We start from the raw sequence: 23,895 nt of genomic DNA on the forward strand, positions 1-23,895 counted from the left end.
CCGGCCGGGGCACGGCCGGTCGCCGGTGTCTCAGGTCAGGGCGCCGGAACGCCGCAGCAGACGCGACACCTTCGCCCGTTGATCCGGAGCGAGCGAGGGCTCCGAGGCGCCGAGGGAACGGTGGAGCAGATCGTCGGCGCCGTGCTCGTCCCCGGCGGCGCGGATCACCTCCGCCACCCGCCACAACACGGGGCCGCTGTCCGGTGCGTCCCGCAGCGCCATCGTCGACTCGCCGGATGCCTCGGTGACCCGGCCGAGGCGGGCCAGCGACAGTGCCCGCGCCGCCCGCAGCTCCGCCGCGCCTGCCGCGGCCGAGAGCCCGCCCGCCGCTGAGACCCCGCCTACCGCTGACACCCCGCCCGCCTTCGTGGACGTCGTGCGGGCGAGCCGGTCGAAGTCCTCGATCGCCCCGGTGTCGTCGGCCAGCTCGACCCGCAGCTGGGCCCGTCCGGCCAGCGCCGCCACCGCGTCGGGGGCGATCGTGAGCACCGCCGAGAAGATGGCCGCGGCCGCCCACGGCTGACCGGCCCGCCAGAGCGCATGCGCGAGGTCCGACTGGACGTCCGCGTCACCCGGCAGACGTTCCCCGGCGGCCTGCAGCTCCTCCACCGCCCGCCCGACCTGGCCGGCGTCCAGCAGGAGCCGGCCGAGAGCGGCCAGCACCCGCCCGGAGGCCTCGGTGTCCGACAGCGACTCGTAGATCTCGGCAGCCTCGCGGTGGCAGGCCTCGGCCTGCTCCAGCCGTCCCTCGGCCTGGAAGAGCTGTGCCCGCAACGCCTGGGTCGCGGCCCGGGTGAGCGAGGGCGCCGGGTCGCGCCGCAGCGCCTCCTCGACATGGGCGCACGCGGTGGCCACGTCGCCGTCCGCGAAACTCACCTGCGCCGCGCGGAGGTAGTCGTCCGCCCCGACCTCGGCGGCCGGTCCGCTGGCGCCCGCCCACGGGGTGGATGTCCGCTGCAGTGGTTCGAGCAGCCGGTCGTCGAAAAGCTCGAAACGGCGGGAGCCGGACAGGTGCTCGCAGCGCAGCACATAGCGCTCGGTCAGGGCGTCGAGCACCGGCGTGGGCATGCCGGCGGTTGTGGTGAGACCCTCGTCGACCACACCGCGACGCCCGCGCTCGGTCACGAACGTCCGGGTGAGCCAGGCCCGCAGCTCGTCCTCGTCGAGATCGTGCTCGTGGGCGATCGTGACCAGCGTCCGGGTCAGGTAGTCCTCGAGGACGGCGGTGACGTTCCCGACCGGGCCGAGCCAGGAAGCGGTCACCGGAACGTCCGCCACGGGCCGGGACCGCCACAGTGCCGTCGCCACGAGCTGCAGGAACACAGGCTGGACGGTCTCCGCGACCAACAGCGACTCGGTGCCGGTCGCGTCGACGGTCCGGCTGGTCGTGAGATCGTCGACGCAGGCCGTGGCGGCGCCCGGGGCGAACCGGATCCCGGCGGCGCGCAGCGGCTCGACGAGGGCCGTCACGGCGCACTCCGGGCTCAGCGGGGCGACGGCGACCTCGGTGACCGGCACGGCTGATTCGTAGCCGGCCTGATCGGCGCAGGCCGCCAGCAGGGTCCGCCGGTACGGCAGCAGCGCCGTGCGATGGTCGGAACGCAGCACCAGCAGGATCCGCAGGTTCGGCAGCTCCGCGGCCGCCCCGGCGAGCGCCTCGACGAACTGCGACCGCAGCGGAGCCAGCCGGGGCGACCGCGGCGAGAGGAACTCCTCGAACTGGTCGATGGCCAGCAGAACCGGCCGGGACGGGCCGCGCGGGCGCCGCCGCTCCGCCCGCTCCCGGAGCGCCTCCAGGAGGGACAACGACTCGTCGTCGTGGGCCCAGCACCGCAGCAGCGCCCGGGTGAACGGGTTACCGGGCCCGACCACCGGTTCGAGCCCGTCGAGACTCGCGGCCGTGAGGCCAGGGCCGGTGATCCGCCCGACCGGGAGGACATCGGCGTCCGCGCCGACCAGGTCCGGCAGGACGCCCGCCCGCAGCAGAGATGTCTTGCCGGCCCCGGCCGGGCCGTGCGCGATCACGAGACGGCTGCGCAGCCACGCGGCTGACAGGGAGCGGGCCTCGGCGTCCCGCCCGAAGAACGACCCGGCCTCGTCCTCCTCGAACGGGCGCAGCCCGACGTAGGGGAGATCGGCCCGCAGCTGGGTCACCATCCGCCGGCCCGGCCCCACTGGCGCCGTGACGACCCGCCCACGGGGCATGTCATCTCGGGACGTATCGGCTCCGAGGACAGTTGGCGCCGGGCAGCCGCGAGTATGCCGCCGGCGCCGGCGCCGAGTGGGCTTGCCGACGGCTGATTTGACGTCGTGGTCGGCTGGTCTGGGGAGATCCGAGTGCTTCCTGTGCCTTTTGGCGGAAATTTGGCGGCGAGGGTTGGATAGTAGGTATTCAACAGTGCTGATAGCCTTTCGGCGTTGACGCGACCGTGCCCGCGAATGGTATCCACCTGGCCCGGCCCGGCTCTGCCGCCGCGCGGTCCTGGACCGTCCCCATCATTCTCCGCCATATGGCGGCTACTGTGGGCCGACCTCGCCAGTTGGCAAGATTTTCGCAGTACGAGGAGTCGTCGCAGTCGCGGGCTTGGCCGGGGCGGGACAGCCCGGGTGATCGCGTGTGGGTACGCTTCGCCGCCCTCGTTCCGGAGTCGACCCTCCCGATCGGTGGGCATATTCCGGACTGGCCGGAAGCTGCCGGTGGGCAAGGTGCCGGATCGCGGTATCCGGCAAGCGGCCGGGCGCTGGTGGGCCCGCCTCGTCGGCCATGGATCAGGCGGCTTGGTCCGGAGGGAAGGTGGCTCCGCCGGTCCCGCGCCGGCCGGCCGCCGGCGTGCCCACCGTCGGCGCGGCGCTCCCCGACCTGCCCCGGAAATAGCTTCTGACCTGCGGAAACATGCAGTTCGGGAGATGCTGTGGAGTCATTAGGACGTCGTGGGCCGACGTGTACGGAGGTGTCGGTCGAGGAGCCATCATGTGGGCCTGGATGCCCCGGTCGTTCACCATTGAGGGTGGAGGTGTCGTGCGTCCGACATTCGGGCCGGGCTTTGGTAGGTTGGCCTGGGCCGGAAGAAGGTCGGGCGCATCGCCCGACCGACTCGCGGGCGGGCCTGCGGAATGGCGCCAGAGCCACTGGCCGATGTTATCATCAGGTGCGCCGCCGAAGATTTTGCGGCGCGCCGGCCAGATGTGTACGGGGCGAGGTGTCTGCGGCTCGTATGCTCGGCGGCTGTTCTGTACCGACGGGCGGGCGGGGGCGGRGGAACGTGGCTTCGGTGGTGGAGTTCGACTCGGCGAGCGGGCCAAGCCGAGGCGTTCCGATGATTTGGGGTGGTGTACCCCAGCGGAACAAGAACTTCACCGGGCGAGAAAGCCAGCTCGCCGAACTCCGTCGCCGTGTCTCCTCCGAGCAGACCGATGTCACTGCCGTCCTACCGCACGCCCTCCAGGGCCTGGGCGGTGTCGGGAAGACCCACCTCGCCATCGAGTACGCGTACCGGTACCAGTCGCACTACGACCTGATCTGGTGGATCCCCGCCGACCAGCCGGCGCTCGTGCGCTCCAACCTGGCCGCGCTGGCGCCACGTCTCGGTCTGTCCGAGGGCGGCCTGCTGCGGGTCGAGGACTCGGTCGCCGCCGTTCTCGACGCCCTGCGCCGAGGCGAGCCCTACCACCGGTGGTTGTTGATCTTTGACAACGCCGACCAGCCGGAGCTGATCCGCAGCCTGATGCCGCACGGCCCCGGCCATGTGCTCGTCACCTCGCGTAACCGGCGCTGGCAGAGCATCGTCGACACGATCGAAGTCGACGTCTTCGCTCGCCGGGAGAGCCTGGAGTTCCTCGACCGCCGGGTTCCCGGTATCGCGCAGGCCGACGCCAACCAGCTGGCCGACGCGCTCGGGGACCTGCCACTAGCGCTGGAACAGGCCGGGGCGCTGCAGTTCGAGACCGGCATGGGCGTCCAGGAGTACCTGCAGCTGCTGGGGGAGGCCTCGAGCCGGCTGCTGGCGGAGAACCCGCCGTCCGACTACTCCAAGCCGGTGGCGGCCGCGTGGAGCCTGTCGGTGACCCGGCTTCGGGACCAGGCGCCGTTCGCGCTCGAGCTGCTGCGGCGCTGCGCCTTCTTCGGCCCGGAGCCGATCTCGCTGGAGATGCTCGACCGCGGCAAGTACACCCTGAGCTCCGACTTCGGCCGGTCGATGCAGGACCGGCTGCTGGTGAGCCGCGCCATGCGCGAGCTCGGCCGCTACGCGTTGGCAAAGATCGACACCAGCCGGAAGACGGTGCAGGTGCACCGCTTGGTCCAGATGCTCATCCGCGACGAGCTCCCGGTGGAGGAGCAGGCACGCATGCGGGATGAGGTGCATGCGCTGCTGATTGCGGCGGACCCCGGAGACTCCGAGACCAAGAACCGCGCTGCGTTCGAGAACCTGCTCCCGCACATCGTGCCGTCCGGTGTCTTCGAGTCCAGCGAAGTTCAGGCTCGCCAGCTCATCGAGCACCTGATCAGGTACCTGTACAACGTCGGTGATTTCACCACGGGGCTGAACGAGGCGGACCGCGCGCTGGAGCGGTGGGAGGAAGTCTCCGGCGAGCGCGATCCGGACGTGCTCGTGCTGAAGGGCATCAAGGCGGACATCCTCTGGACGCTTGGCAGGCATCAGGATGCCTACGACCTGCGGCGTCCCACACTGGAAGCGATCACCGAGGTCCTCGAGCCGGACCACGAGGAAACCCTTATCATTCTGAACGGCCACGGCGCCGACCTGCGCGCCCGTGGCGATTTTCGGGCCGCGCTCGAGCTGGACGAGGATTCCCTTCCTCGACACGAACGTACCTTCGGTACTTATGCCCAAGAAACACTTCTCGTGGCCAACAACCTCGCGGTGGACTACAGCCTCAACAGCTCCTACGAGCGTGCGCTGCAACGGGATCAGGAGACTCTCGCTGGCAGAAGAGACCTGTGGGGCGGTGACGCCAACCCCTGGGTGGCCGTCTCACTCGCCGCTGTCGCGCGTGACCTGCGGCAGGCGGGACAATATCTGAAAGCCCGGGATGCGGCGGAACACGCTTACCGAGTTTATGAAGATCTTGTTAACAACGGGCTTCTCGCCGCCGATCATCCGTGGGTTCTTCAGCAGGCTAAGGATCTTTCGGTTGCCCGACGGAAAGCCGGATACTTCCCTGAGGCGCTGGAACTCGCCGAGCAGGTATACGGCCGGTACACGGATAGTCGGCAGTTCGGGAGGGAACACCCTGACGCCCTCGCCGCCGCGATCAATCTGGGAAATGCGCAGCGGGTCGCTGGGGATCCCAATGACGCGGCGGAACGCATCGAGAAGACTGTCGGCCGTTATCAGGACGTCTTCGGTGCCGATCATCCTTACGCCTATGGGTGTTATCTGAACCTCGCCCTCGTCCATCGCCAGCTCGGCCGGGTCGACGAGGCCGAGCGTCTTCTCAAAAACGCGCTTGCCGGTCTGGACGACAGGCTCGGTCCGGACCATCACTTCACGCTCACCTGCCTGGCGAACCTGGCCACCGCCCGGTCCGCGCAGGGCGCGGCCGATGAGGCCCTGGAGATGGGGGAGAGAGGTCTAACGCATTTCCGGGATCTCCTCGGACCCGACCATCCGCATACTCTGGTCTGCGCGACGAACGTTGCGCTGGACCTGGCCCAGCTCGGCCGGGACGAGGAGTCCCAGAAGCTCGCCGCCGACACCGTCGCTCGTTACCGCCGGGTCCTGGGACCCGAGCATCCCGACGTCCGGGCTGGTGAGCGGGGCGAGCGGCTCGACTTCGACTTCGAGCCGCCGCCGCTGTAGCCCGGCGGAGACTCCCCACGGTAGGCAGCGGTGGATCCGCTTCTTCCGGGCTGGTCAGGACGCCGGTTCGGGTAGCCAGGAGGCGAGGACGTCCGGATCGGCGCGGATCCCGGCTAGCTCCTCGATTCTCCTGTGCAACTGGTGGACCACCTCCGGACGGGCGGCCAGGGTGCGAGATCCCGGCGACAGCTGCTGCCCCCGGCACAGTGCTAGTCCGGCCCACGAGTCGAGTCGGTCGGGCTCGTGGCCCAGTTCTTCCTTGTAGGTTCGTGCCGCGGCCCGGACGTCCCCGAAGGCCAGGGCCTGATCGGCGACCGAGACAGCGGCGTCGAGTACGTCAGGAACGCCCTGCCGGGCGGCCTCGAATCGTTTCGGATCGAGCAGGCGAAGATGGGTGAGCAGAAGCCGTGAGCTGGTGACCAGGCCGCGGTTCCCTGGAAGGACGCGGGTGGGGATCCGCGTGACCGGTGGCGGGCTGCCCTCGATCCAGGCCCGGGCCAAACGCGTGATCTGCGCTGGCGCGGGTTCGGTGTTGCGGAGTCGCCAGGCGATTCTCGTATCGTCGCAGGCCTGGCGCGCGAGCCGACGGGGGACGTCGGGAACGGGTTTCTGCCTGTAAGACCACATTGTGGTTTTCATGCCGTCCAGAAAGCGCAGCCCGAGCGACGTCATTGCTCCGGAGAGACGGAGAGTGCTGAGGACGCGCCACACCTCGTCTCGCCACCGCGCGAACTCGAAGTGCGCGAACTCGTCCCCGTTCTCCGCGAGCCGCCGATGATCCCAGAAGCCGGTCAGCCCGAGATAGGCGTAGGCGCCCTGCAGGAGACCCGGCAGGGGCCGTGGGTCACGTCGCCACGGCGCGTAGAAAAGCCGTTCGTCGGCGGGCTCGAGCAGGGCGACCAGGTCGAGCAGGGCTGACAGCTTCGTGTGCTGGAACTCGTGGACCAGCGCCGCGGCGAAGGAGAGCCCGTCTCGGGGAAGCGTGAGGGCCACCGCGCCGAAAGCCTCCCCGGACGAGGCGCTGAGTTCCTCGGCCCATGGCGACGAAGCCAGCGGAAAGATTGTTGCCAGCCCGGCGGCGACGGCTTCCGCGACCAGTGGGTCGTAGTCGTCCAGGATGCGCCAGCCGTCGTCGAGACGTTGCTGCCAGACGTCGACGTCCTCGGTCGCTGTGTCGGGTGCCATCGGTAGATCGAGCAGCCGCCGGGCCGGGTCGACGTCGTCGAGTAGCAGAGCGATGCGTCGGCCGTTCGTGACGCTGACCAGCTCCGGCACCGTGCGCCATCGGCCGTCCTGCGACCGGGCCCGGGACGGAGGCGTTGCGGCTGTGTCGATCAGCGGTTCCAGGATGATGGTCTCGGACTCCGCGTTGCCGGCATCGCCCGTGGTCAACCGCAGGCACGTCCCCTCGATGTGGACCGTGGCCCAGCCGGTCAGGCCAACCTGGCCCCGGCCGACAGCCGGTATGAGCAGGTTTCCCTCCCGGAGCGGAACGGTCACCGTGGCGTGCAGACTGGCGCGCAGTGCGGCGGTAACGGCGAAGGTCCCAAGGATCCCGAGATCCTCCTCGAGGGGAGTGGACGGGCTGGCCTTCCCATGCAGCCGACGCAGGCAGTGCATTGCCCAGAGACCGAGTCCCGGTGACAGCAGGATTGCCTCGATCTCTCCCGGAGCCTGTCGCTGGGCCGCGGCGATCACCTGGTAGGCGTTCGTCAGACCACTGGCGACGGCGGCCTCCGAAGCGCGTTCGGTAGCGTCCGTCATAACTGCGTGCAGCGCGAGAAGCCGCTTGCTCAGCTGCGTCCGGCGCAGGGCGAGAACGAGCCCGGCGCGGCCCCCGCCGGCCGCTAGGTCGTCGAAATCGGCCAGTGCGAGCCGATGAAAGTCAATTGTCACCCTGCGGTTTTGCCTTCTCGACGTCGGCCTGGACCTGTCTGCTGATTTTTTTGATCAATGCGAACAGATCCGGGCAGTATACGGATCTGTTCCGAAAGCCGCTGCCGGCGCGATACCGGTGGGGGTAGTAGCCACCTCCGCAGACACGGTGCACCGGGCATCGCGTGCATTCGGGACCGAGCGCGGCAGAGCCGATCTGGCGAGCGACGATACCCGGATGGCGCAACGCCTCGTCGAGCTCGTTCCGCTGCACGGTGAGGCCGGTGGCGGCCGCGCCATGATAGGCAGATTTGAGCGCGTCGACCTGTTCGATCGAGCCGTCGGTCTCGATGACGACGACGGACGAGGGGGAGAGCCCGACCGTCTCGATGTGGCTGTGGCCGCCGAGGAGCAGTGAGATGATTTCCATGAACAGGCGCACGTCTGTCTCGTGCCCGGGGGCCCTGTACCAGCGATCGAACACGGCACCGAGCCACGCGGCATAGGGCGTCGACGTCCCGTCGCTGTCGAGGGCGGGCGGGCGGGTCGTCCAGTTCCCGTGGGGAAGCAGAAAGTCGATGCTAGGCGGTCCCCAAGCCAGCAGGCTCTCGTACACCTCCTGTGGATTGCTTTCGGGGTCGATCACGCAGAGTAGTCCGGCGAAGTTCGGGCGGAAACGTTCTGAGCTGAGCAGGCGCAGCGCCCGCGCGATCTCGGTGTGGCTCCCACTTCCGTTCCGACGGATCCGTCGCCGGTCGTTGACCGCCAGATCGCCGTCTACGCTCACCCCGACCTGGATGTCGAGTTCCCGACAGAGGTCGAGGAACACCTCATCGATCAGGGTGCCGTTGGTCTGGAGGCCGAACTCCACGGCGGTGTCGGTGCCGACCGCGGTGAGCAGGCGTTCCACGAGGTCGCGGAGGTAGCCGTGACCGGCCAGGAGCGGCTCACCGCCGTGCAGGATGATCTGCATCCGCTGGAGTTCGTGTCTCCTCGCGTGCGTTGCGACCCTCCGGGCCGTGGCCTCGACCACCCCCGGGCTCATCGTGACGGGCTGCCCCCGCCAGTTCTGGTCGGCTTGGTGGTAGACATAACAGTATGTGCAGGATAGGTTGCACCTGCTGTTGACCTTGAGGACGATCTGACGGAAGGGTGTCGGCTGCCATCCCGCCGCGGTCAGCCGGTGAAAGTCGAGCTCGCTGGCCGGCCATTCGGCCGCCGGATCTCCGTAAGTCGTGCCGAGGAGGTCAATCACACGAGCTCGCTGTTCTGGCTTTAGAAAGCTGCGGGGATGGAAGACGAAACCCCAGCCGGCGGCTGCTGAAATTCTGGGGAGTCCTGTCCGGCGTGAAGGTCGGTCCGTGCGATCCGACTCCCCGGTATGCCTGCCTCGTCAAATGCCGCGGCGCTGGACTGAAATCCGGCAAGGGGTAGACCTGCTCCCGAGGCCTCTCTGGCCAGACGGCGGGCAACTTGCCGTAGAGTGCGGTTCCCCGTTGCGGCCACCTCGTCGAGTCGGAACGCGCCCAGGTTGGGCAGAAGCGTCTCGATGTCGGAAGACGAGTCGTCCATCAGGTGTCCTCCTCCGTCGTCCCCGGTCCTCCAATCTAGCCGGTGCCGCCCGCAGGCGCTTCGATCCTGCTGAAGTCCGCCGTTTCCGTGGGCGTTCCACGCGCGCGTGGATGACGGAAGCGATCCCGTCCTTTGCTGGTTTCGTAGTCTATCGGTGTCGCGCTTCGGGGAAGGCTCGCTCCCGGTCATGGGGGACTGCGTCTTCTGTAGCGGTCGAGCGACAATCCGCGGTCGGTGTGTACCCGGGAGACGACGTAGAATCTGTTCTCGCCCGTCGGAGGATGGAGCCGGCCAACTGCACCCTACTTGTGCCGGCGTACGCAGCGCGGCCACGGCGGGCCGCGGGAGAGGGGCCACTCGGTGTCGGGGGAGAGCGTCGGCGGGGAAGTTGCCGAGGACCGGTCCCAGACGGACGGCGAACCCGAGGGGTTTCGCCGCGTCACGCAAGCGCAGGCACCTGCATCGGCTGACACCGGCCGGCATGCCTGAGGCCTGGGACGCGGGGCCGCTGTACTTCTTTTTCAGCTATGCCCGGGTGGACAGCCGTGACGACCCCCTGCTTGAGCAGTTCTTCCGCGATCTCAGAGCGGAGGTACGCCGCCATGCGGGCCATCCGGACGCGGACAGCGTCGGCTTCCTGGACCTGAGCAGTATCCAGCCGGGGGAGGCCTGGTCGGCGGAGCTGGGTGCGGCGCTCTGCCGGTGCAGAACCTTCGTGGCGATGTGCTCACCCTCGTTCTTCGCCAGCGAGTACTGCGGGCGGGAATGGGGGATGTTTGACGGTCGGTTACGCGCCGCCGCCGCGGCGGGCCGGGAGTGTCCGCCGGCGCTGCTGCCCGTGATCTGGACCCCCTTACGAGATCCGCCGGAGCTGCTCGCCCGGTTGCAGTATGATCACAGCGGCCTGGGGGAGACGTATGCGCGGTTCGGTCTGCGGTACCTCCTGCAGCTGAAGCGTAATCATGACGAATATCAGGAGTTCCTGCTGACGTTAGCGGTTCGGATCGTCCAGCTTGCCGAGGACTCGCCGCTGGCCCCGCAGCCCGAGATCCCAGCGCTCCATCAGGTTCCCAATGCCTTCCGCGTGCTCACTGGACCGGCATCCATGCCGGACGAGGGAGATCCGCCGACGGTCGAGGAGCCGGGAGCGGTTGCACCCACCCCGTCGATGACCGATCAGGTCAAGGTCGAACTCGAGGTGGGTAACAGGTCTGGAGAGCCGCGAGCGCCAACTGGCTCGCCGCCGACGCTGCCCGGCAAGCTCCAACAGGCGCCGGGGCCTGTCGCGGGCGGACCCGGCCGCATTACCTTCGTGCTGGCCTCGACGTCGGCCGAAGAGATCGGTACGTTGCGGAGCCAGCTTGACTGCTACGGCAGTACGTTCGACGAATGGATGCCATACAAGCCAAAGAACCACGGTCCCGCCTGTGTGATCGCGCAGATGGTTGCCGCGAGACAGGGCCTCATCTCGAAAATTGTTCCCCTTGACGGCGGAGTCTCCGACCTGCTGGAGAAATCCAGGGTGCACAACGAGATCGTGATACTCGTCGTGGACATGTGGGCGGCCAAGCTGGAAAATTTTCACCGGGCGCTGGTCGCGTACGACGGTCGTAACGAGCCGACGTCTGGTGTCCTGGTTCCCCTGAATCCGGATGATACGGAGACCCATGCGAACTCCGAGCATCTTACCGAGGTCCTGGCAGCCACTTTGTATAACAACTTCGTTCGCCAGGACAAGCTGTTCCGCATGAATGTGCGGACACATGAGGAGTTCGATCTGGCGCTGGTACAGATCATCGCCGAGTCGCAGGYGCGCATTTTCGAGCATCGGCGGGTCCTTCGGCGGACCGGAAATAACCCACGTCGCCCTCCTCGCCTTGACGGCCCGTAGGCGGCGTCGGTGTCTGGTACAGATCTCGGGACCGTCGTCACCTTCTACTCCTACAAGGGGGGCACCGGTCGTTCCATGGCTCTCGCCAACACCGCCTGGCTGCTGGCAAGCAGTGGTTTCCGGGTGCTGGTTGTGGACTGGGACCTCGAGGCGCCTGGCCTCCATCGGTACTTCCACCCCTTCCTCCATGATCCCGACCTCCGGTCGACCCCTGGGATCATGGACATGATCTGGGAGTTCACGGTGACGGTGATGTCGCCGCCGGAGCCGGGCGATGAGGACTGGTTCCGGCGGTCCACCACGATCACGCCGTACGCGACGTCCCTGAACTGGCCGTTCCCCAACGGCGGAACCRTTGACTTCGTCTGTTCCGGCCGGCACGACGCCGCCTACGCCCAGCGTGTCGGTACCTTCGACTGGAACTCCTTCTATGCGGACAAGGGCGGCGGCGACTTCATCGACGCACTTCGTCAGGATATGAGGGCCTCTTACGAGTGGATCTTGATTGACAGTCGAACGGGACTGAGCGACACGGCCGGAATCTGCACCGTCCAGCTCCCGGACACCGTGGTCAACTGCTTTACCCTCAGTGCGCAGAGCATCGAGGGTGCCGTTGCGGTGTCCCGGTCCATCGCGGCGCAGAGCGAGGACCGGGAGATCCGGCAGCTGCCGGTGCCGATGCGGGTCGAGGACGCCGAGCAGCGAAAAGCGGAACTGGGTCGTGATGTCGCCCGGTTGGCATTCGACTTGTTTCTGCGCGGATTCGACAAGCGAATGAAGGAGCACTATTGGGGTGACGTCGAGGTCCCCTACAAGCCCTATTACGCCTACGAGGAGATCCTGGCCGTCTTCGGTGACCGACCGCTCCAGGAGGGAACCCTGCTGGCCGCGTACGAGAGGCTCGCGTCCTATCTGACGGACGGCGCGGTCGTCGCGCTTCCCCCACAGGACGAGTCCCGGCGCCGACGCACCCTCGCGGCATTCGAGCGTACGAGGGTGTCGATCCCGACCGACATGGTTGTCAGCCATGCCGCAGCCGACCGCCCCTGGGCTGAGTGGGTCGGCGCCGAGCTCGAGGCCGCCGGATTCCACGTGACACTCGAACAGGTCGATCAGCCTGCAGCCGAGCGGCTGGAGGGCACGGAGCCGGACCTGACCCGGCGGATGGTGGCGATCGTGTCGGCCGCCTATCTCCGTTCGCCCGAGGCGATGGAGCGGTGGCGGACGACCGTGACCTTCGATCCGGACGGGGTCCAGCGGCTCCTCGTCCCTGTCCGGGTCGAGGAGGTCCGCATGCCACCGGAAGGCGCCACCCGTGACCATGCGGATCTCGTCGGCCTCGCCGAGGTGCCCGCCCGCCGTGCGCTGGTGACGGCGGCCGGCAGGCCGTCCCAACCGGCAGCCCCAGCGCGCACGCGGTCCGGAGAACTGGAGGAGGTTCGCTATCCGGGCTCCCCCCCGAAGATCTGGGAGGGTGTGCCCGCGCGCAACCCGATGTTCGTCGGCCGTGACGCGCTGCTGATGGACATGCGGAACCGCTTTGTGGGCCAGGACGCGCCCGCCGTCCACACCCTGGTGCTGCAGGGACTCGCGGGGGTGGGCAAGACCCAGCTGGCGGCCGAGTACGTCTTCAGGTTCGGCTCCACCTATGATCTCGTCTGCTGGATCGGATGCGACCAGGCGGCGCTGGCGCGCAGCGACATGACCCGGCTCGCCCACACCCTTGGCCTGCCCGCCAGGCAGGGGCGTGACCTGGTAGACAGCCTGATCGATGCCCTGCGTAAAGGGGTGCCGTACCGCCGCTGGCTCCTCGTGTTCGACAACGCGGACACCCCGGACGAGATCCTGCCGCTGATTCCGAACGGTCCCGGGCATGTGGTTATCACCTCCCGGAACCAGCGCTGGCGGGGGCGGCAGTCCCCGGTCGAGATCGACGTCTTCAACCGGGAGGAGAGCATCGAGCTGCTCCTGCGAAGAGCGCCCGGGCTGACGGCCGCGGTCGCGACCCGGCTGGCCAAGGCTCTCGGGGACCTTCCCCTCGCGCTTGAGCACGCCGGCGCCTGGYACGCGGAGACCGGGATGCCGGCGGAGCGGTACCTGCAACTGCTCGAGAGCAGCCCCGGCCCGTTGCTGCTGGAGGGCGAGGTCCCGACCTACCCGCGCCCTGTCGCCAGAACCTGGCTGCTGTCGATGGAGCGCCTGCGTTCCCGGGCTCCCACCGCGGCACGACTGGCGCAGATCTGCGCCTTCCTCGGACCGGAGCCGATCAGCCTCGACCTGTTCGCGGGGGACGGCCTTGCCGAACTCGCTGACGTTACGGACCAGACCCTCCGCGACGATCTCACGCTGGGTGAGGCAGTGCGGCAGATCAGCGAGCATGCGCTCGCCCGGGTGGATCCCATCGACCGAAGCCTGCTGATGCACCGTCTCGTGCAGACCGCGATACGTGACGAACTGACCCCCACGGAGCGGGCCGGTGTCCGGGCGCGGGTGCACGCAATACTCGCGGCCGCTGATCCGGGAAACCCAGACGATCCCGAGAACTGGAAGCGTTACACCCTGATCCGTCCGCATCTGGAACCCACCAGGGCCCCGACGGCGCGTAGCGAGAAGGTGTCGCGCCTCGTCCGCAACCAGGTGCGATGTCTGTACATGCAGCGTGATCACGATGGTTGCCGTGATCTCGCCAGCCGGACGCTCGTCCTGTGGCGAGAGCGTTTCGGTGACGACGACGAGCGGACACTGGAGCTCGCCCTGGATCTCGCGGACAGCCAGCGGGCCCTCGGCGACGCCGAGCAGGCACGGGTGCTCGATCTCCGAGCGCGGGACCGGCTGGTCCTCCTCCTCGGCCCGAGCCATCCGCTTGCCCTGCGCGCCGCGATGGCGCTGGGCGGCGACTACCGCGGCATCGGTGACTACGAGTCGGCCCGGCAGCTCGACGAGGACACCTACTCCCGCTACCGGGAGACGGCCGGCCTCGACAACGAGGAGACGCTCAAGGCGGCGAACAACCTCGCTGTGTCGCTGCGCTTCCTGGGTGATTTCAAGCTTGCGCTCGAGATGAGCGAGGAGGTCTATGAACGGCACCGCAGGCTCAGGGGGGACGACAACATCTGGACACTCCTGTACCTGGACGGCCATGCCCGGGACCTTCGGGAGAACGGGAGGTACTCCGCCTCGGTCGCCCTGCTAGAACGCGCACTCGAATGGTCTCGCCAGGTGCTGGGCGAGGCGTACCCGGACACGCTGCGGATGAAGACGAACTACGCGGTCTCGCTCCGGTGGGCCGGACAGCCGGGCCGCGCCCGGGAGATCGCCGAGGACGTCCATGCCAGGTTCCGCGCCCGCGCCGATCCCGGGCAGCCAGAGGCACTCGCCGTCGCCACCTGCCTGGTTGGCGTTCTCCTGCAGATGGGGGAGACCGCGGCGGCCCGGAGGCTGGCGGACGAGACCCACCGGCGGGCTCGGTCCAGACTGGGCGACAGGAACATCTACACGTTGGCCGCCGCTAACAGCCTGGTCATGGCTACCCGCCGGGGCGGCGAACCGGCCGCTGCGGAGGCACTCGGCCAGCAGACGCTGGACGGCCTGCGGTCGTCACTCTCCGCCGGGCACCCCTACACGGTCTTCTGCTCGATGAATGTGGCTAACTGCCACGCCGACGCCGGGCGGATCGCCGCCACCCGCGAGCTCGATCAGGAGGCCTGGAACGTCCTGCAGGCCAAGCTGGGGGAGGACCATCCGGCGACGCTGATCGCCGCGGTGAACCTGGCGGGGGATGAGCAGCGAAGCGGTGATCCGGCGAACGCTCAGGCACAGCGGTCGGGCCTGCTCCGCAAGCTAACGGACAGGCTGGGCGCGGAACATCCCATCGTTGTGACGCTGCAGCAGGGCCGAAGGATCGACATGGGCATCGATCCTCCTCCCTCCTGAGTATTCTCCCCACCCGGTGGGCTTCGGGGGAAGCGTCACCAGACCTCGATCGACGGGCCGGTGGCGGCCGGCTTACCGGCCTCCGTTGACTGGGCTGGGTGGGCGCTCGAGGAGAATCCGGCCCAGGAGTTGCCCGGGCTGCGCGCCTCCTGCCGGAGTCGTTCGGCGGCGCGGAGGAGGGTCGGGATCTCGAGACTGTCGAGAGCGTCTAGATCGAGACCGCAGAGGTCGGGCAGTGCCGACTCGATCTCGATCGGTCCGTCGCCCATGTCTTGCTCGCTTCCGTCCGTTCCGGCTCGAATCACGTGGATACCGCGCCTGGTCCGGGGGTCCCCTGCGCCAGAACGAAGCCTACGGCTGCCGGATTACCGCTCTCGTCACGCCGTCCGAGTTACGCCGAGCGAGGAGAACGCCCGCCTGCTCCAGCCAGTGGACGGGATGAGCCATCGCCGCGGCCTTCCCGCCGGCGAGGTCGGCGAGCGCGAGTGCGTCACCGCCCGCCGGCGGGCGGGCGGCGATCTGACCAGCGACCACCACCAGGGGCAGCCTGGCGCCGGCTGCCAATGCAGACACCGCGCCGACCACCTTCCCGGCCAGGGACGTGTGGTCGAAACGACCCTCGCCGGTGATCAGCAGGTCCGCGCCGGCAAGGGCGGCCGGCAGCCCGGCCTGGTCGGCGATGGTGGCTGCGCCGGGCACCAGCGCAGCGCCCAGGGCGGCTGCGAGCCCGTAGGCGGTGCCGCCCGCCGCGCCGGCGCCGGGCAGCGTGGCGAGGCCCGTCGGCGCGCCCGCCCGCTCCATGATTTCGACCAGCCGGGCCAGGCCCGCGTCAAGGACGGTGATCTCCGCCGCCCCGGCGCCCTTCTGCGGTCCGAACACGGCGGCGGCCCCGGCCGGCCCCAGCAGGGGCGCGTCGACGTCCACCAGGCAGCGGACGCTGTCGGGAGGAACGGCGCGCAGGCCGGCCAGATCCACTGCGGTCAGCGAGCGGAGGCTTCCGCCGCCGGAGGGCAGCGGCCGGCCGGCGGCGTCGAGGAAGCGGGCGCCGAGCGCGGTCAGCAGTCCTGTTCCGCCGTCCGTGGATGCGGAGCCGCCGAGTGCGACGAGGATGCGCCGGCTGCCCGCGTCGAGGGCGGCGGCGATGGTCTCGCCGAGCCCGACGGTGTGGGCATTCAGCGGATCCAGGTCCGCCATGAGGGGAAGGCCGCTCGCCTGGGCCAGCTCGACCACTGCTGTCCCGCCGGGCAGCGCGAGCCACCCGGCGGTCACCCGCCGGCCGTCGGGGCCGGTGACGTCCAGTGTGTTCCTGACGGCTTCCGGGACGGCCGCGCTGAAGACGTCGAGCGTGCCCTCGCCGCCGTCGGCGATCGGAACGGTGAGCACGACGTCGTTCGGGCGTACGGTGCGCCAGCCGCGGGCCAGCGCGGTCGCCGCCTCCGTGGCTGAGAGCGAGCCCTTGAAGGAGTCGGGCGCGATGACGATCCGCAGCGGGCCGCCGGATGCCGCGGTGGGCGGGACGGGTACCGCGTCAGGTGAGGGGATCATGACACTCCGGGAGGGACTTGAACCGATGCTCGCCTGCCGCGAGCGGTCCGGCCAGGCTGGACAGGCAGGGCCGGACCGGGTTGGGCCGGTGGCGGGAAATCGGGCTGGTGGCGGGAAATACTGCCTGGCAGCTGGCGCGGGGACGGCCGCCGCGAGCCGGGTCGGTCCGCAGACAGGGAGACGATGATGACGCAGGCGAGCTCGGCCCACACGGAGAACCGCGAGCACGTGTTCTACTCCTGGGCGGCGCAGGAGACGTCGCACCCCCTCGTGGTGGCCGGGGCCGAAGGGAGCTGGTTCTGGGACGAGGGCGGCAAGCGGTACCTCGACTTCTCCTCCCAGCTGGTGAACGCCAACATCGGTCACCAGCATCCGGCGGTGGTCGAGGCGGTCGTGGCGCAGGCCCGGGAGCTGACCACGGTCGGGCCGCAGCACGCCCACGCCGTGCGCTCTGAGGCGGCGCGGCTGATCGCCGAGCGCGCTCCCGGCGATCTGGACCAGGTGTTCTTCACCACCGGGGGAGCGGAGGCGACGGAGAACGCCGTGCGGCTGGCCCGGCTCGCCACCGGGCGGAACAAGATCCTCGCCGCCTACCGGTCGTACCACGGTTCGACCGGCGGCTCGATCACGCTGACCGGGGAGCCGCGGCGTTGGGCGAGCGAACCGGGCATCCCCGGTGTGGTGCACTTCTTCGGCCCCTATCCGTACCGGTCGTCGTTCCACGCCGCCGACGCGGCGCAGGAGGGGGAGCGGGCGCTCGCGCACCTCGCCGAGGTGATCGAGCTGGAGGGGCCGTCGTCGATCGCCGCGGTGATCCTCGAGCCGGTCGTCGGTACGAACGGGATCCTGGTGCCGCCGGACGGGTACCTCGCGGGCGTCCGGGAGTTGTGCGACGCGCACGGAATACTGCTGATCGCCGACGAGGTGATGTCGGGTTTCGGGCGGTGCGGGGAATGGTTCGCGATCGACCACTGGAATGTGGTGCCTGATCTGATCTGTTTCGCGAAGGGCGTCAACTCGGGTTATGTGCCGCTCGGCGGGGTGATTATCTCCCAGCGGATCGCGGACCTGTTCGCGCGGCGGCCGTATCCCGGCGGGCTGACCTATTCGGGGCATCTGCTCGCGTGCGCGGCGGCGGTGGCGTCTGTCAGGGCGTTCGAGGCCGAGGATGTTCTCGGCCGGGCCCGCGCGCTCGGTTCCGAAGTGATTGGGCCGCAGTTGGAGAAACTCGCCGAGCGGCATCCCAGCGTGGGTGAGGTGCGCGGGCTCGGGGTGTTCTGGGCGGTCGAGCTCGTCCGTGACCGGGTTACCCGGGAGCCGTTGGTCCCGTTCAACGCGGCGGGTGCCGAGGCCGCGCCGATGACGGCCGTGACGGCGGCCTGCCGGGAACGCGGCCTGTGGCCGTTCACCCATTTCAACCGGGTGCATGTCGTGCCGCCGTGCACCACCAGTCCCGAGGACGTCTCCCTCGGCCTGTCGATCCTGGACGAGGCCCTGGCCGTCGCGGACGGCTACTACACCGGGTAACCCGCGCCCGGGGTGTCGGCCGGCCCGCCTCCCCCGTCCCCGCCGTCGGGGGCAACCAGGCCGGGCCCCCGAACGGCGGATGCCCGGCCTGGTTCGCCCCTGTCAGAGGGCGAGCCAGGCCGGGCACCGGCTGGCGAGTCAGGACCAGCGAGTCCGGCCAGAGCGCCTAGTGGGCGCGCTCGGGCTCGGTGGCGTCCCGGCCGTCGGCGGGGCCGTGCGGCTGCGCGGGAACGGTGTCACCGACCGCGTCCGCGGGCAGCGGCGTGTGGCGGATCTCCTCGATGTCCTCCGCGGACTCGACGGAGACCCGTGGCAGGACCCGGTCGAGGCCCTTCGGCAGCCACCAGTTCGCACGGCCGAACAGGTGCATGAGGGCCGGCACCAGAACCGTGCGGATGACGAACGCGTCCAGCAGGATGGCGAGCGCCAGGCCGAGGCCGAACAGTTTGATGACCCGGTCGTCGCCGAGGATGAACGAGGCGAACACCAGGGTCATGATTGCGCCCGCGGCGGAAATGACGCGGCCCGTCTCGGCCTGGCCCAGGGAGACCGCGATGCGGTTGTCCCGCCGGGCCGTCCACTCCTCGTGCATGCGGCTGACCAGGAACACCTCGTAGTCCATGGAAAGCCCGAACAGGATCGCGAAGAGCATGACCGGAAGGAACGACTCGATCGGCCCGGGGCTGATGCCGAGCAGGTCCGACAGCCAGCCCCACTGGAACACGGCCACCACGGCGCCGAACGCCGCGCCGACTGCCAGCAGGTTCATCAGCGAGGCCGTCAGCGGAATGAGCAGGCTGCGGAAGACCACGACCAGCAGCAGGAACGCGAGGACCACGACGATCCCGATGAACAGCGGCAGCTTGCTCGACAGCACTCCGGAGAAGTCCTCGAAGACCGCGGTGATGCCGCCGACGTAGACCGGCGAGGCGGCGCCCTCGGTCGCCGCCGGGATGACGTCGTCGCGCAACCGGTCGAGCAGGGTGGCGGTCTCGGCCGCCTGCGGGCTCGTCGTCGGGTAGAGCGTGGCGATCGCGGCGTGGCCGTTCGGGCTCTGGCGCGGCGGGGTCACCGAGGCGACACCCTCCGCCTTGCGGGCCGCCTCGACGGCCCGGTTCATGGTCTGCAGGTCGGCCGGCGAGTCGATCTCGGTGACCAGCATGAACGGGCCGTTGAAGCCGGGGCCGAAGCCGTCGGCGAGCAGGTCGTAGCCGCGCTTGCTGGTCTTGGTGTCGGCGCCGTTCCCGAGGTCGGACGAGCCGAGCCGCAGCGACAGGAACGGGATCGCGATCAGGACGATCACGCCGGCGCTGAGCACCGCGAGTACCGCCGGGCGGCGCTCCACACCCTTGGCCCACCGCCACCAGAACCCCGAGGGCTGCTCCGGCTCGGGGCCGTGCTCGGCCATCCGGCGCCGCTGCCGGCGGCTGAGGACCTTCGACCCGTAGAAGCCGAGCAGGGCGGGCAGCAGGGTGACCGAGGCGAGCATCGTCATCGCGACGGTCAGGGCCGCGGCGAGGGCGACCCCGTAGAGGAAGGTCACCCCCAGTGCGAACAGGCCCAGCAGCGCGATGCAGACCGTCATGCCGGCGAAGATCACGGCGCGGCCGGAGGTGTTGACCGCGGTGACCGCGGACTCCTCCGGCGTGCGGCCGGCGCGCAGGCCGATGCGGTGGCGGTTCACGATGAACAGCGCGTAGTCGATGCCGACGCCGAGGCCGATCAGCGTCGCGAGCATGGTGCTGAACTCGGCGACGGTCGTCAGGTGCGAGACCTGGACGATGAGGGCCATGCCGACGCCGAGCGCCATGATGGCGGTGATCAGGGGCAGGGTCACCGCGAGCAGGGAGCCGAAGGCGAGGAAGAGGATGACCGCGGCGGCGACGACGCCGATGAGCTCGCTCGCGCTCTGCTGCGGCTGCTCGACGATCGCGACGACCTGCCCGGTGAGTTCGACCTGCAACGCGCCGCCGTCGTAGGAGCGGGCCGTGTCGACCAGGCGCTCGATGTCGTCGAGTGGCAGCTCGTTGCCGGGCAGGTCGAGCGCGACGGTCGCGAAGGCGGTGGTGCCGTCGGGGTTGGTCTGGCCCTCGCCGTCGGCGGTGAACGGGCTGATCACCTCGGCGACGTGGGGCAGGTCGGCGATCTTCGCCAACATCTCCGTCGCCCGGGGCTCGACCGCGGGATCGCTCAGCGCACCGGTGCGGGAGTGCAGCACGATGGACGCGCTGTCGCCGGACTGCGCCGGGAAGTCGCGTTCGAGGATGTCGATGGCCCTCTGGGAGTCGGTCCCAGGCAGGGAGAAGGCGTCCTTGTAATCGCTGCCCGTCACCCGGCCGAGCGCCGTCAGCCCCACGAGGGCGGCGATCCACAGGAACAGGACGAGCCGGCGGTGCTGGAAGCACCAGCGCGCGAGCGTTGCCACGATTTCCCCTCGGAGATGCTGGTTGTGCCGGTCTGTGGCTGGTCTGCCACTCGGCCTACTGATCGGCGGCGGCGTTCGTCGTGCACCTGATCGAGGTGGACCTGATCGGGGGGATCTGGCCGCCCGCCAACTTACCGATCGTTCAGTAGGTAGGAGTCAGAGTAACATTCGCGGCTGACTCGTCCTCTGGGGGTGCAGAGCTGGTGGTCGCTGGGCACGTGCGTCCGCAGGGGGTGGACACTCGCGCGCGGATCCTGTCGGCCGCTGTGGAGCTCTTCGCGGAACGAGGGTATGCGGGCACCTCGGTCCGCGACATCTCTGAGCGACTCGGAGTGACGAAGGCCGCGCTTTACTACCACTTCTCGTCCAAGGAAACGATCCTTGACGCGCTGATCTCCCCGTTCGTCTCCAGGTTGGAGCAACTGGTCGAGCTCGCCCGCCAGGATCCGGCACCGCCGCCGCGGGCGATCCTCGAGGGCATGGTCGCCCTGCTGGTGGAGACCGGGGGAGTGCTCTGCGCCTTCGCGAACGATCCGTCGGTGYTGCACCGGCGAATCGGAAAGGACGACATCACCTCCCAGCAGGAGGTGATCGTCCGGGCGATCGCCGGGCCGGATCCCACCCCGGCTCGGATGCTGCGGGCCCGCTGCGCGGTCGGGTGCATCCAGAGCGGGGTCCTCGGCACCGCCGTCGAGCGGGTCCGGGGCGCCGCGGGCGGGCCCGAGGCCGCCGGTGCCGGGCGTGCCACCAGCGTCACCACCACCGGCGTGGGGATCGCGCGTGGCATCCGGGCCCTGAGCAGCTTTACTGGATGCGGCGGCGCGGCTGTTCCGGACGGCGCGGCGGACCCGGCATCGCAGCCGGGCACTCCCGCGGCGGACGGCATCCAGACAGTCGGCGACGCCCGCCCGGTGCGCACCGCGACTGACACCCGTGCACGAGACAGGGGTGTCCGCGCTCCGGGCGGCGTCGGTGCGCTGTCCCCACTCGCGCCGCTGCTGCCGACAGAACTTCAGCGTGTGATCGTGGAGGCTGCTCTTGCCGCGCTCGGATCCGAGCAGCCCGTGGACCCGCCCGCGCGGTGACGGGAGGCGGGACGACGCGCCCGGAGGGCACGTCGTCCCCCCGCGTCACAACCCCGGCGGGACGTCGGCCGGCGGAAGATCGGCCGGCGGGACGTCGGCTGGCCGGATGTCGGCCGGACGACAGGCGGCCGGTGTGCTGGCGGTGGTCGCCCTGGCGGCCTCCGTGGCGGCGTGCGCCGGGCTCACGGGTGCCGGGAGCGTGCCGGTGCCCGAGCCCCCCGGGGTGGCTGCCCGGAACGCGGCGGGCGCGGGAGCACCGGGGGCGGTCACCGAGACCGTCACCGTGCGGGTTCGCGACCGGACGGTCACGGCAGAAGTCGCCGACAGTGACGACGAGCGGCGCCGTGGCCTGATGTATCGAACCTGGCTTCCGCCCGACCACGGCATGATCTTTGATTTTGGCGGTGAGACGACGTCCGGCTTCTACATGTTCCGGACGTTGCTGCCTCTTTCGATCATGTTTGTCCGAGACGGTAGGGTTGTCAGCGTGCGGGAGATGACGCCGTGTTCGGGCGACGATCCGTCGGCCTGCCCGGTCTACTATCCGGGCGGGGCATACACACACGCAGTGGAGGCACCGGCACACACCTTCGCCGGAGTCGCCATCGGTGATCCGGTGGCGATCGGTTCGGACTGACGGCAGGGTGTAGCCGATGGTCGGCAGATGTGGTGGCTCCCGCGGGCGTGAGCTACGTCTCGATGTCCGGTAGATGTCAATGCTGTGTCATTCCACGCCGAAAACCAGGGTGGAATTGACTGGTGGCTTCGGTGAGGTGAATCCGCATCTGGTCTGCCGCTGGTCTCAGGAATGTGTGGTAAGGGAGCAAGGTCCGATGTCGTCCATCTGACGATGGACGACCCGGCCTCGGGACGATGAAATGGTGGAGCCGCTCGAAGCGAGCCGGCGGTGGGCGGGAGCGCAGGTCTGATCCCGTCACACGTGGAACGCCGATGGTGGAGGGCGACATAAACGGAAGCAGTAGGTGACGTGAAACCTGTGCCGGAACGGGACCACGGGGGGGACCGTGTGACCCGAGGTGGTGGGCCGTGAACACCCGGCCCCGCGCAGCTGCCCGCGAGGGGGGCCTGACCGTCGTGTCCAGCGGTGCGCGATCCGCCTCGCCGGGGGGATGGCCGCCACGGACAGCCGTGGTGACCGGAGCCAGCTCCGGCATCGGCCGGGAGGCGGCGCTCCTGCTCGCCGACCAGAATTGCCGATCGCTCCTGGTCGGGCGGAACGGCCCGGCCCTGGACGAGGTGGCGGCCGCTACGCAGGGCCATCGGATCGCCGTGGACCTCGCACGTCCCGGCTCCGAGGTCACGGTGGCCTCCCGCGCCGCGGAGCTGCTCGGCGACGTGGACCTGGTGATCTGCTCGGCGGGCCTGGGGGCCGCGGGGCCGTTCGACGTGATGCCCCCGTCCGCCATCAATGATCTCGTCGCCGTGAACATCCTGGCCCCGATGATGCTGGTCCGGGCGATGCTGCCGGCGATGCTCGACCGCGGGGAGGGGCGAATCCTCCTGGTCGGCAGTGTCGCCGGTGCGCTCGGCGTGCGGGGTGAGGTCGTGTACTCGGCGACGAAGGCGGCGATGATCGGCTTCGCTGATGCGCTTCGCTCCGAAGTATCCGGACGTGGCATCAGCGTGACGTTGTGTTTACCGGGAGTGGTCGACACTCCCTTCTTCCACCGGCGTGGCGCACCGTATGTGCGCCGGTGGCCGCGTCCCATCCCGGCCGGTCTGGTGGCGCAGCGCATGATCGCTGCCGCCGGTCGGGGAGACGCCGAAGTATGGGTGCCACGGTGGTTGTCCGCGGCCGCGCGCGTGCACGGCGCGGCTCCTTCTCTGTACCGCCGCCTGGCCGGTGTCTTCGGATGAGCCCGAGGCCGGCCCGGGAGGTGAGTGAGCAGGTCGACTACTGAGTCGCCGCCGGTGGCACCCCCACCGGCGGCGAGGCGGCAGCCGCGGCGCGGCCCGTCGCCGCCGTCTCACCGGCGGCGGGGGCGGGTCCGTCCGCGGACCGGGAGGTGTGTCCGTTGCCCCGGGCACCCGACTCCGGGAATGCCGCCCGCCGCGCCCCTGACCATGGCGTGCTCTGCCCGGGTGGACCACCGCTCGGGTTCGCGCTCCGCCTGACCGACATGCTGACCAGGTCGCCGTCGAACACAACCTGGGAGGTCCCCGGAGGTGCCTGTCGAGTGGCTCGTCGCGTCGTCACCT

Annotated in this window: 14 protein-coding genes; 7 read left to right on the forward strand and 7 right to left on the reverse strand. The window is 69.6% G+C overall.

What is annotated here, in order from left to right; all coding sequences use genetic code 11:
* Window positions 1-30 precede the first annotated feature (30 nt).
* A complete protein-coding gene (locus BBK14_RS07045) occupies window positions 31-2,205 on the reverse strand; it encodes an nSTAND1 domain-containing NTPase (RefSeq protein WP_241831247.1) in 2,175 nt (724 codons plus the stop codon).
* A 1,067-nt stretch (window positions 2,206-3,272) separates the two neighbouring features.
* Here BBK14_RS07045 and fxsT (BBK14_RS07050) point away from each other — a divergent pair.
* The gene (gene fxsT, locus BBK14_RS07050; RefSeq protein WP_338045434.1) at window positions 3,273-5,822 is read left to right on the forward strand and encodes an FxSxx-COOH system tetratricopeptide repeat protein; all 2,550 of its coding nucleotides are present in this window, start codon (window positions 3,273-3,275) and stop codon (window positions 5,820-5,822) included.
* Between the two features lie 54 nt (window positions 5,823-5,876).
* Here fxsT (BBK14_RS07050) and BBK14_RS07055 read toward each other — a convergent pair whose 3' ends face one another.
* Together BBK14_RS07055 and BBK14_RS07060 are read right to left on the reverse strand one after the other, a co-directional pair.
* Entirely contained in the window at window positions 5,877-7,718 is a 1,842-nt protein-coding gene (locus BBK14_RS07055) for an HEXXH motif domain-containing protein (protein ID WP_071060371.1), read from the reverse strand.
* On the reverse strand, window positions 7,708-8,952 hold the full coding sequence (locus tag BBK14_RS07060) for an FxsB family cyclophane-forming radical SAM/SPASM peptide maturase (RefSeq protein WP_071060372.1): 1,245 nt from the start codon (window positions 8,950-8,952) through the stop codon (window positions 7,708-7,710). Before BBK14_RS07060 ends, BBK14_RS07055 begins: the two co-directional genes overlap by 11 nt.
* A 798-nt stretch (window positions 8,953-9,750) precedes the next feature.
* Between BBK14_RS07060 and BBK14_RS07065 the strand changes: the two genes are divergently transcribed.
* Window positions 9,751-11,160 (forward strand): TIR-like protein FxsC, encoded by a 1,410-nt coding sequence (locus BBK14_RS07065; RefSeq protein ID WP_116430011.1) that lies wholly within the window; start codon window positions 9,751-9,753, stop codon window positions 11,158-11,160.
* A 9-nt stretch (window positions 11,161-11,169) separates the two neighbouring features.
* Window positions 11,170-15,093 (forward strand): FxSxx-COOH system tetratricopeptide repeat protein, encoded by a 3,924-nt coding sequence (gene fxsT, locus BBK14_RS07070; RefSeq protein ID WP_071060374.1) that lies wholly within the window; start codon window positions 11,170-11,172, stop codon window positions 15,091-15,093.
* Between the two features lie 35 nt (window positions 15,094-15,128).
* Here fxsT (BBK14_RS07070) and BBK14_RS07075 read toward each other — a convergent pair whose 3' ends face one another.
* Complete coding sequence (locus BBK14_RS07075) at window positions 15,129-15,362, reverse strand: hypothetical protein (RefSeq protein WP_071060375.1); 234 nt, start codon at window positions 15,360-15,362, stop codon at window positions 15,129-15,131.
* Between the two features lie 82 nt (window positions 15,363-15,444).
* Entirely contained in the window at window positions 15,445-16,638 is a 1,194-nt protein-coding gene (locus tag BBK14_RS07080; RefSeq protein WP_083390779.1) for a glycerate kinase, read from the reverse strand.
* Window positions 16,639-16,824: 186 nt separating this feature from the next.
* Here BBK14_RS07080 and BBK14_RS07085 point away from each other — a divergent pair, with 186 nt between their 5' ends.
* A complete protein-coding gene (locus BBK14_RS07085; protein ID WP_071060376.1) occupies window positions 16,825-18,165 on the forward strand; it encodes an aspartate aminotransferase family protein in 1,341 nt (446 codons plus the stop codon).
* A 166-nt stretch (window positions 18,166-18,331) separates the two neighbouring features.
* Here BBK14_RS07085 and BBK14_RS07090 read toward each other — a convergent pair whose 3' ends face one another.
* Window positions 18,332-20,590, reverse strand: a complete 2,259-nt coding sequence (locus BBK14_RS07090; RefSeq protein WP_071060377.1) for an MMPL family transporter — start codon at window positions 20,588-20,590, stop codon at window positions 18,332-18,334.
* Window positions 20,591-20,823: 233 nt separating this feature from the next.
* Here BBK14_RS07090 and BBK14_RS07095 point away from each other — a divergent pair, with 233 nt between their 5' ends.
* Window positions 20,824-21,675: a TetR/AcrR family transcriptional regulator gene (locus tag BBK14_RS07095; RefSeq protein WP_275078452.1), complete on the forward strand. Its 852-nt coding sequence runs from the start codon at window positions 20,824-20,826 to the stop codon at window positions 21,673-21,675.
* A gap of 45 nt (window positions 21,676-21,720) precedes the next feature.
* Here the strand turns inward: BBK14_RS07095 and BBK14_RS39720 are convergent, their stop codons facing one another.
* A complete protein-coding gene (locus tag BBK14_RS39720; RefSeq protein WP_241831248.1) occupies window positions 21,721-21,945 on the reverse strand; it encodes a hypothetical protein in 225 nt (74 codons plus the stop codon).
* Between the two features lie 13 nt (window positions 21,946-21,958).
* Between BBK14_RS39720 and BBK14_RS39725 the strand changes: the two genes are divergently transcribed.
* Window positions 21,959-22,312: a DUF192 domain-containing protein gene (locus BBK14_RS39725; RefSeq protein WP_241831249.1), complete on the forward strand. Its 354-nt coding sequence runs from the start codon at window positions 21,959-21,961 to the stop codon at window positions 22,310-22,312.
* A gap of 512 nt (window positions 22,313-22,824) precedes the next feature.
* On the forward strand, window positions 22,825-23,553 hold the full coding sequence (locus BBK14_RS07105; protein WP_083390780.1) for an SDR family NAD(P)-dependent oxidoreductase: 729 nt from the start codon (window positions 22,825-22,827) through the stop codon (window positions 23,551-23,553).
* Window positions 23,554-23,895 lie beyond the last annotated feature (342 nt).

The sequence above is a fragment of the Parafrankia soli genome, assembly GCF_001854695.1.
GTDB classification, from domain to species: Bacteria; Actinomycetota; Actinomycetes; order Frankiales; family Frankiaceae; genus Parafrankia; species Parafrankia soli.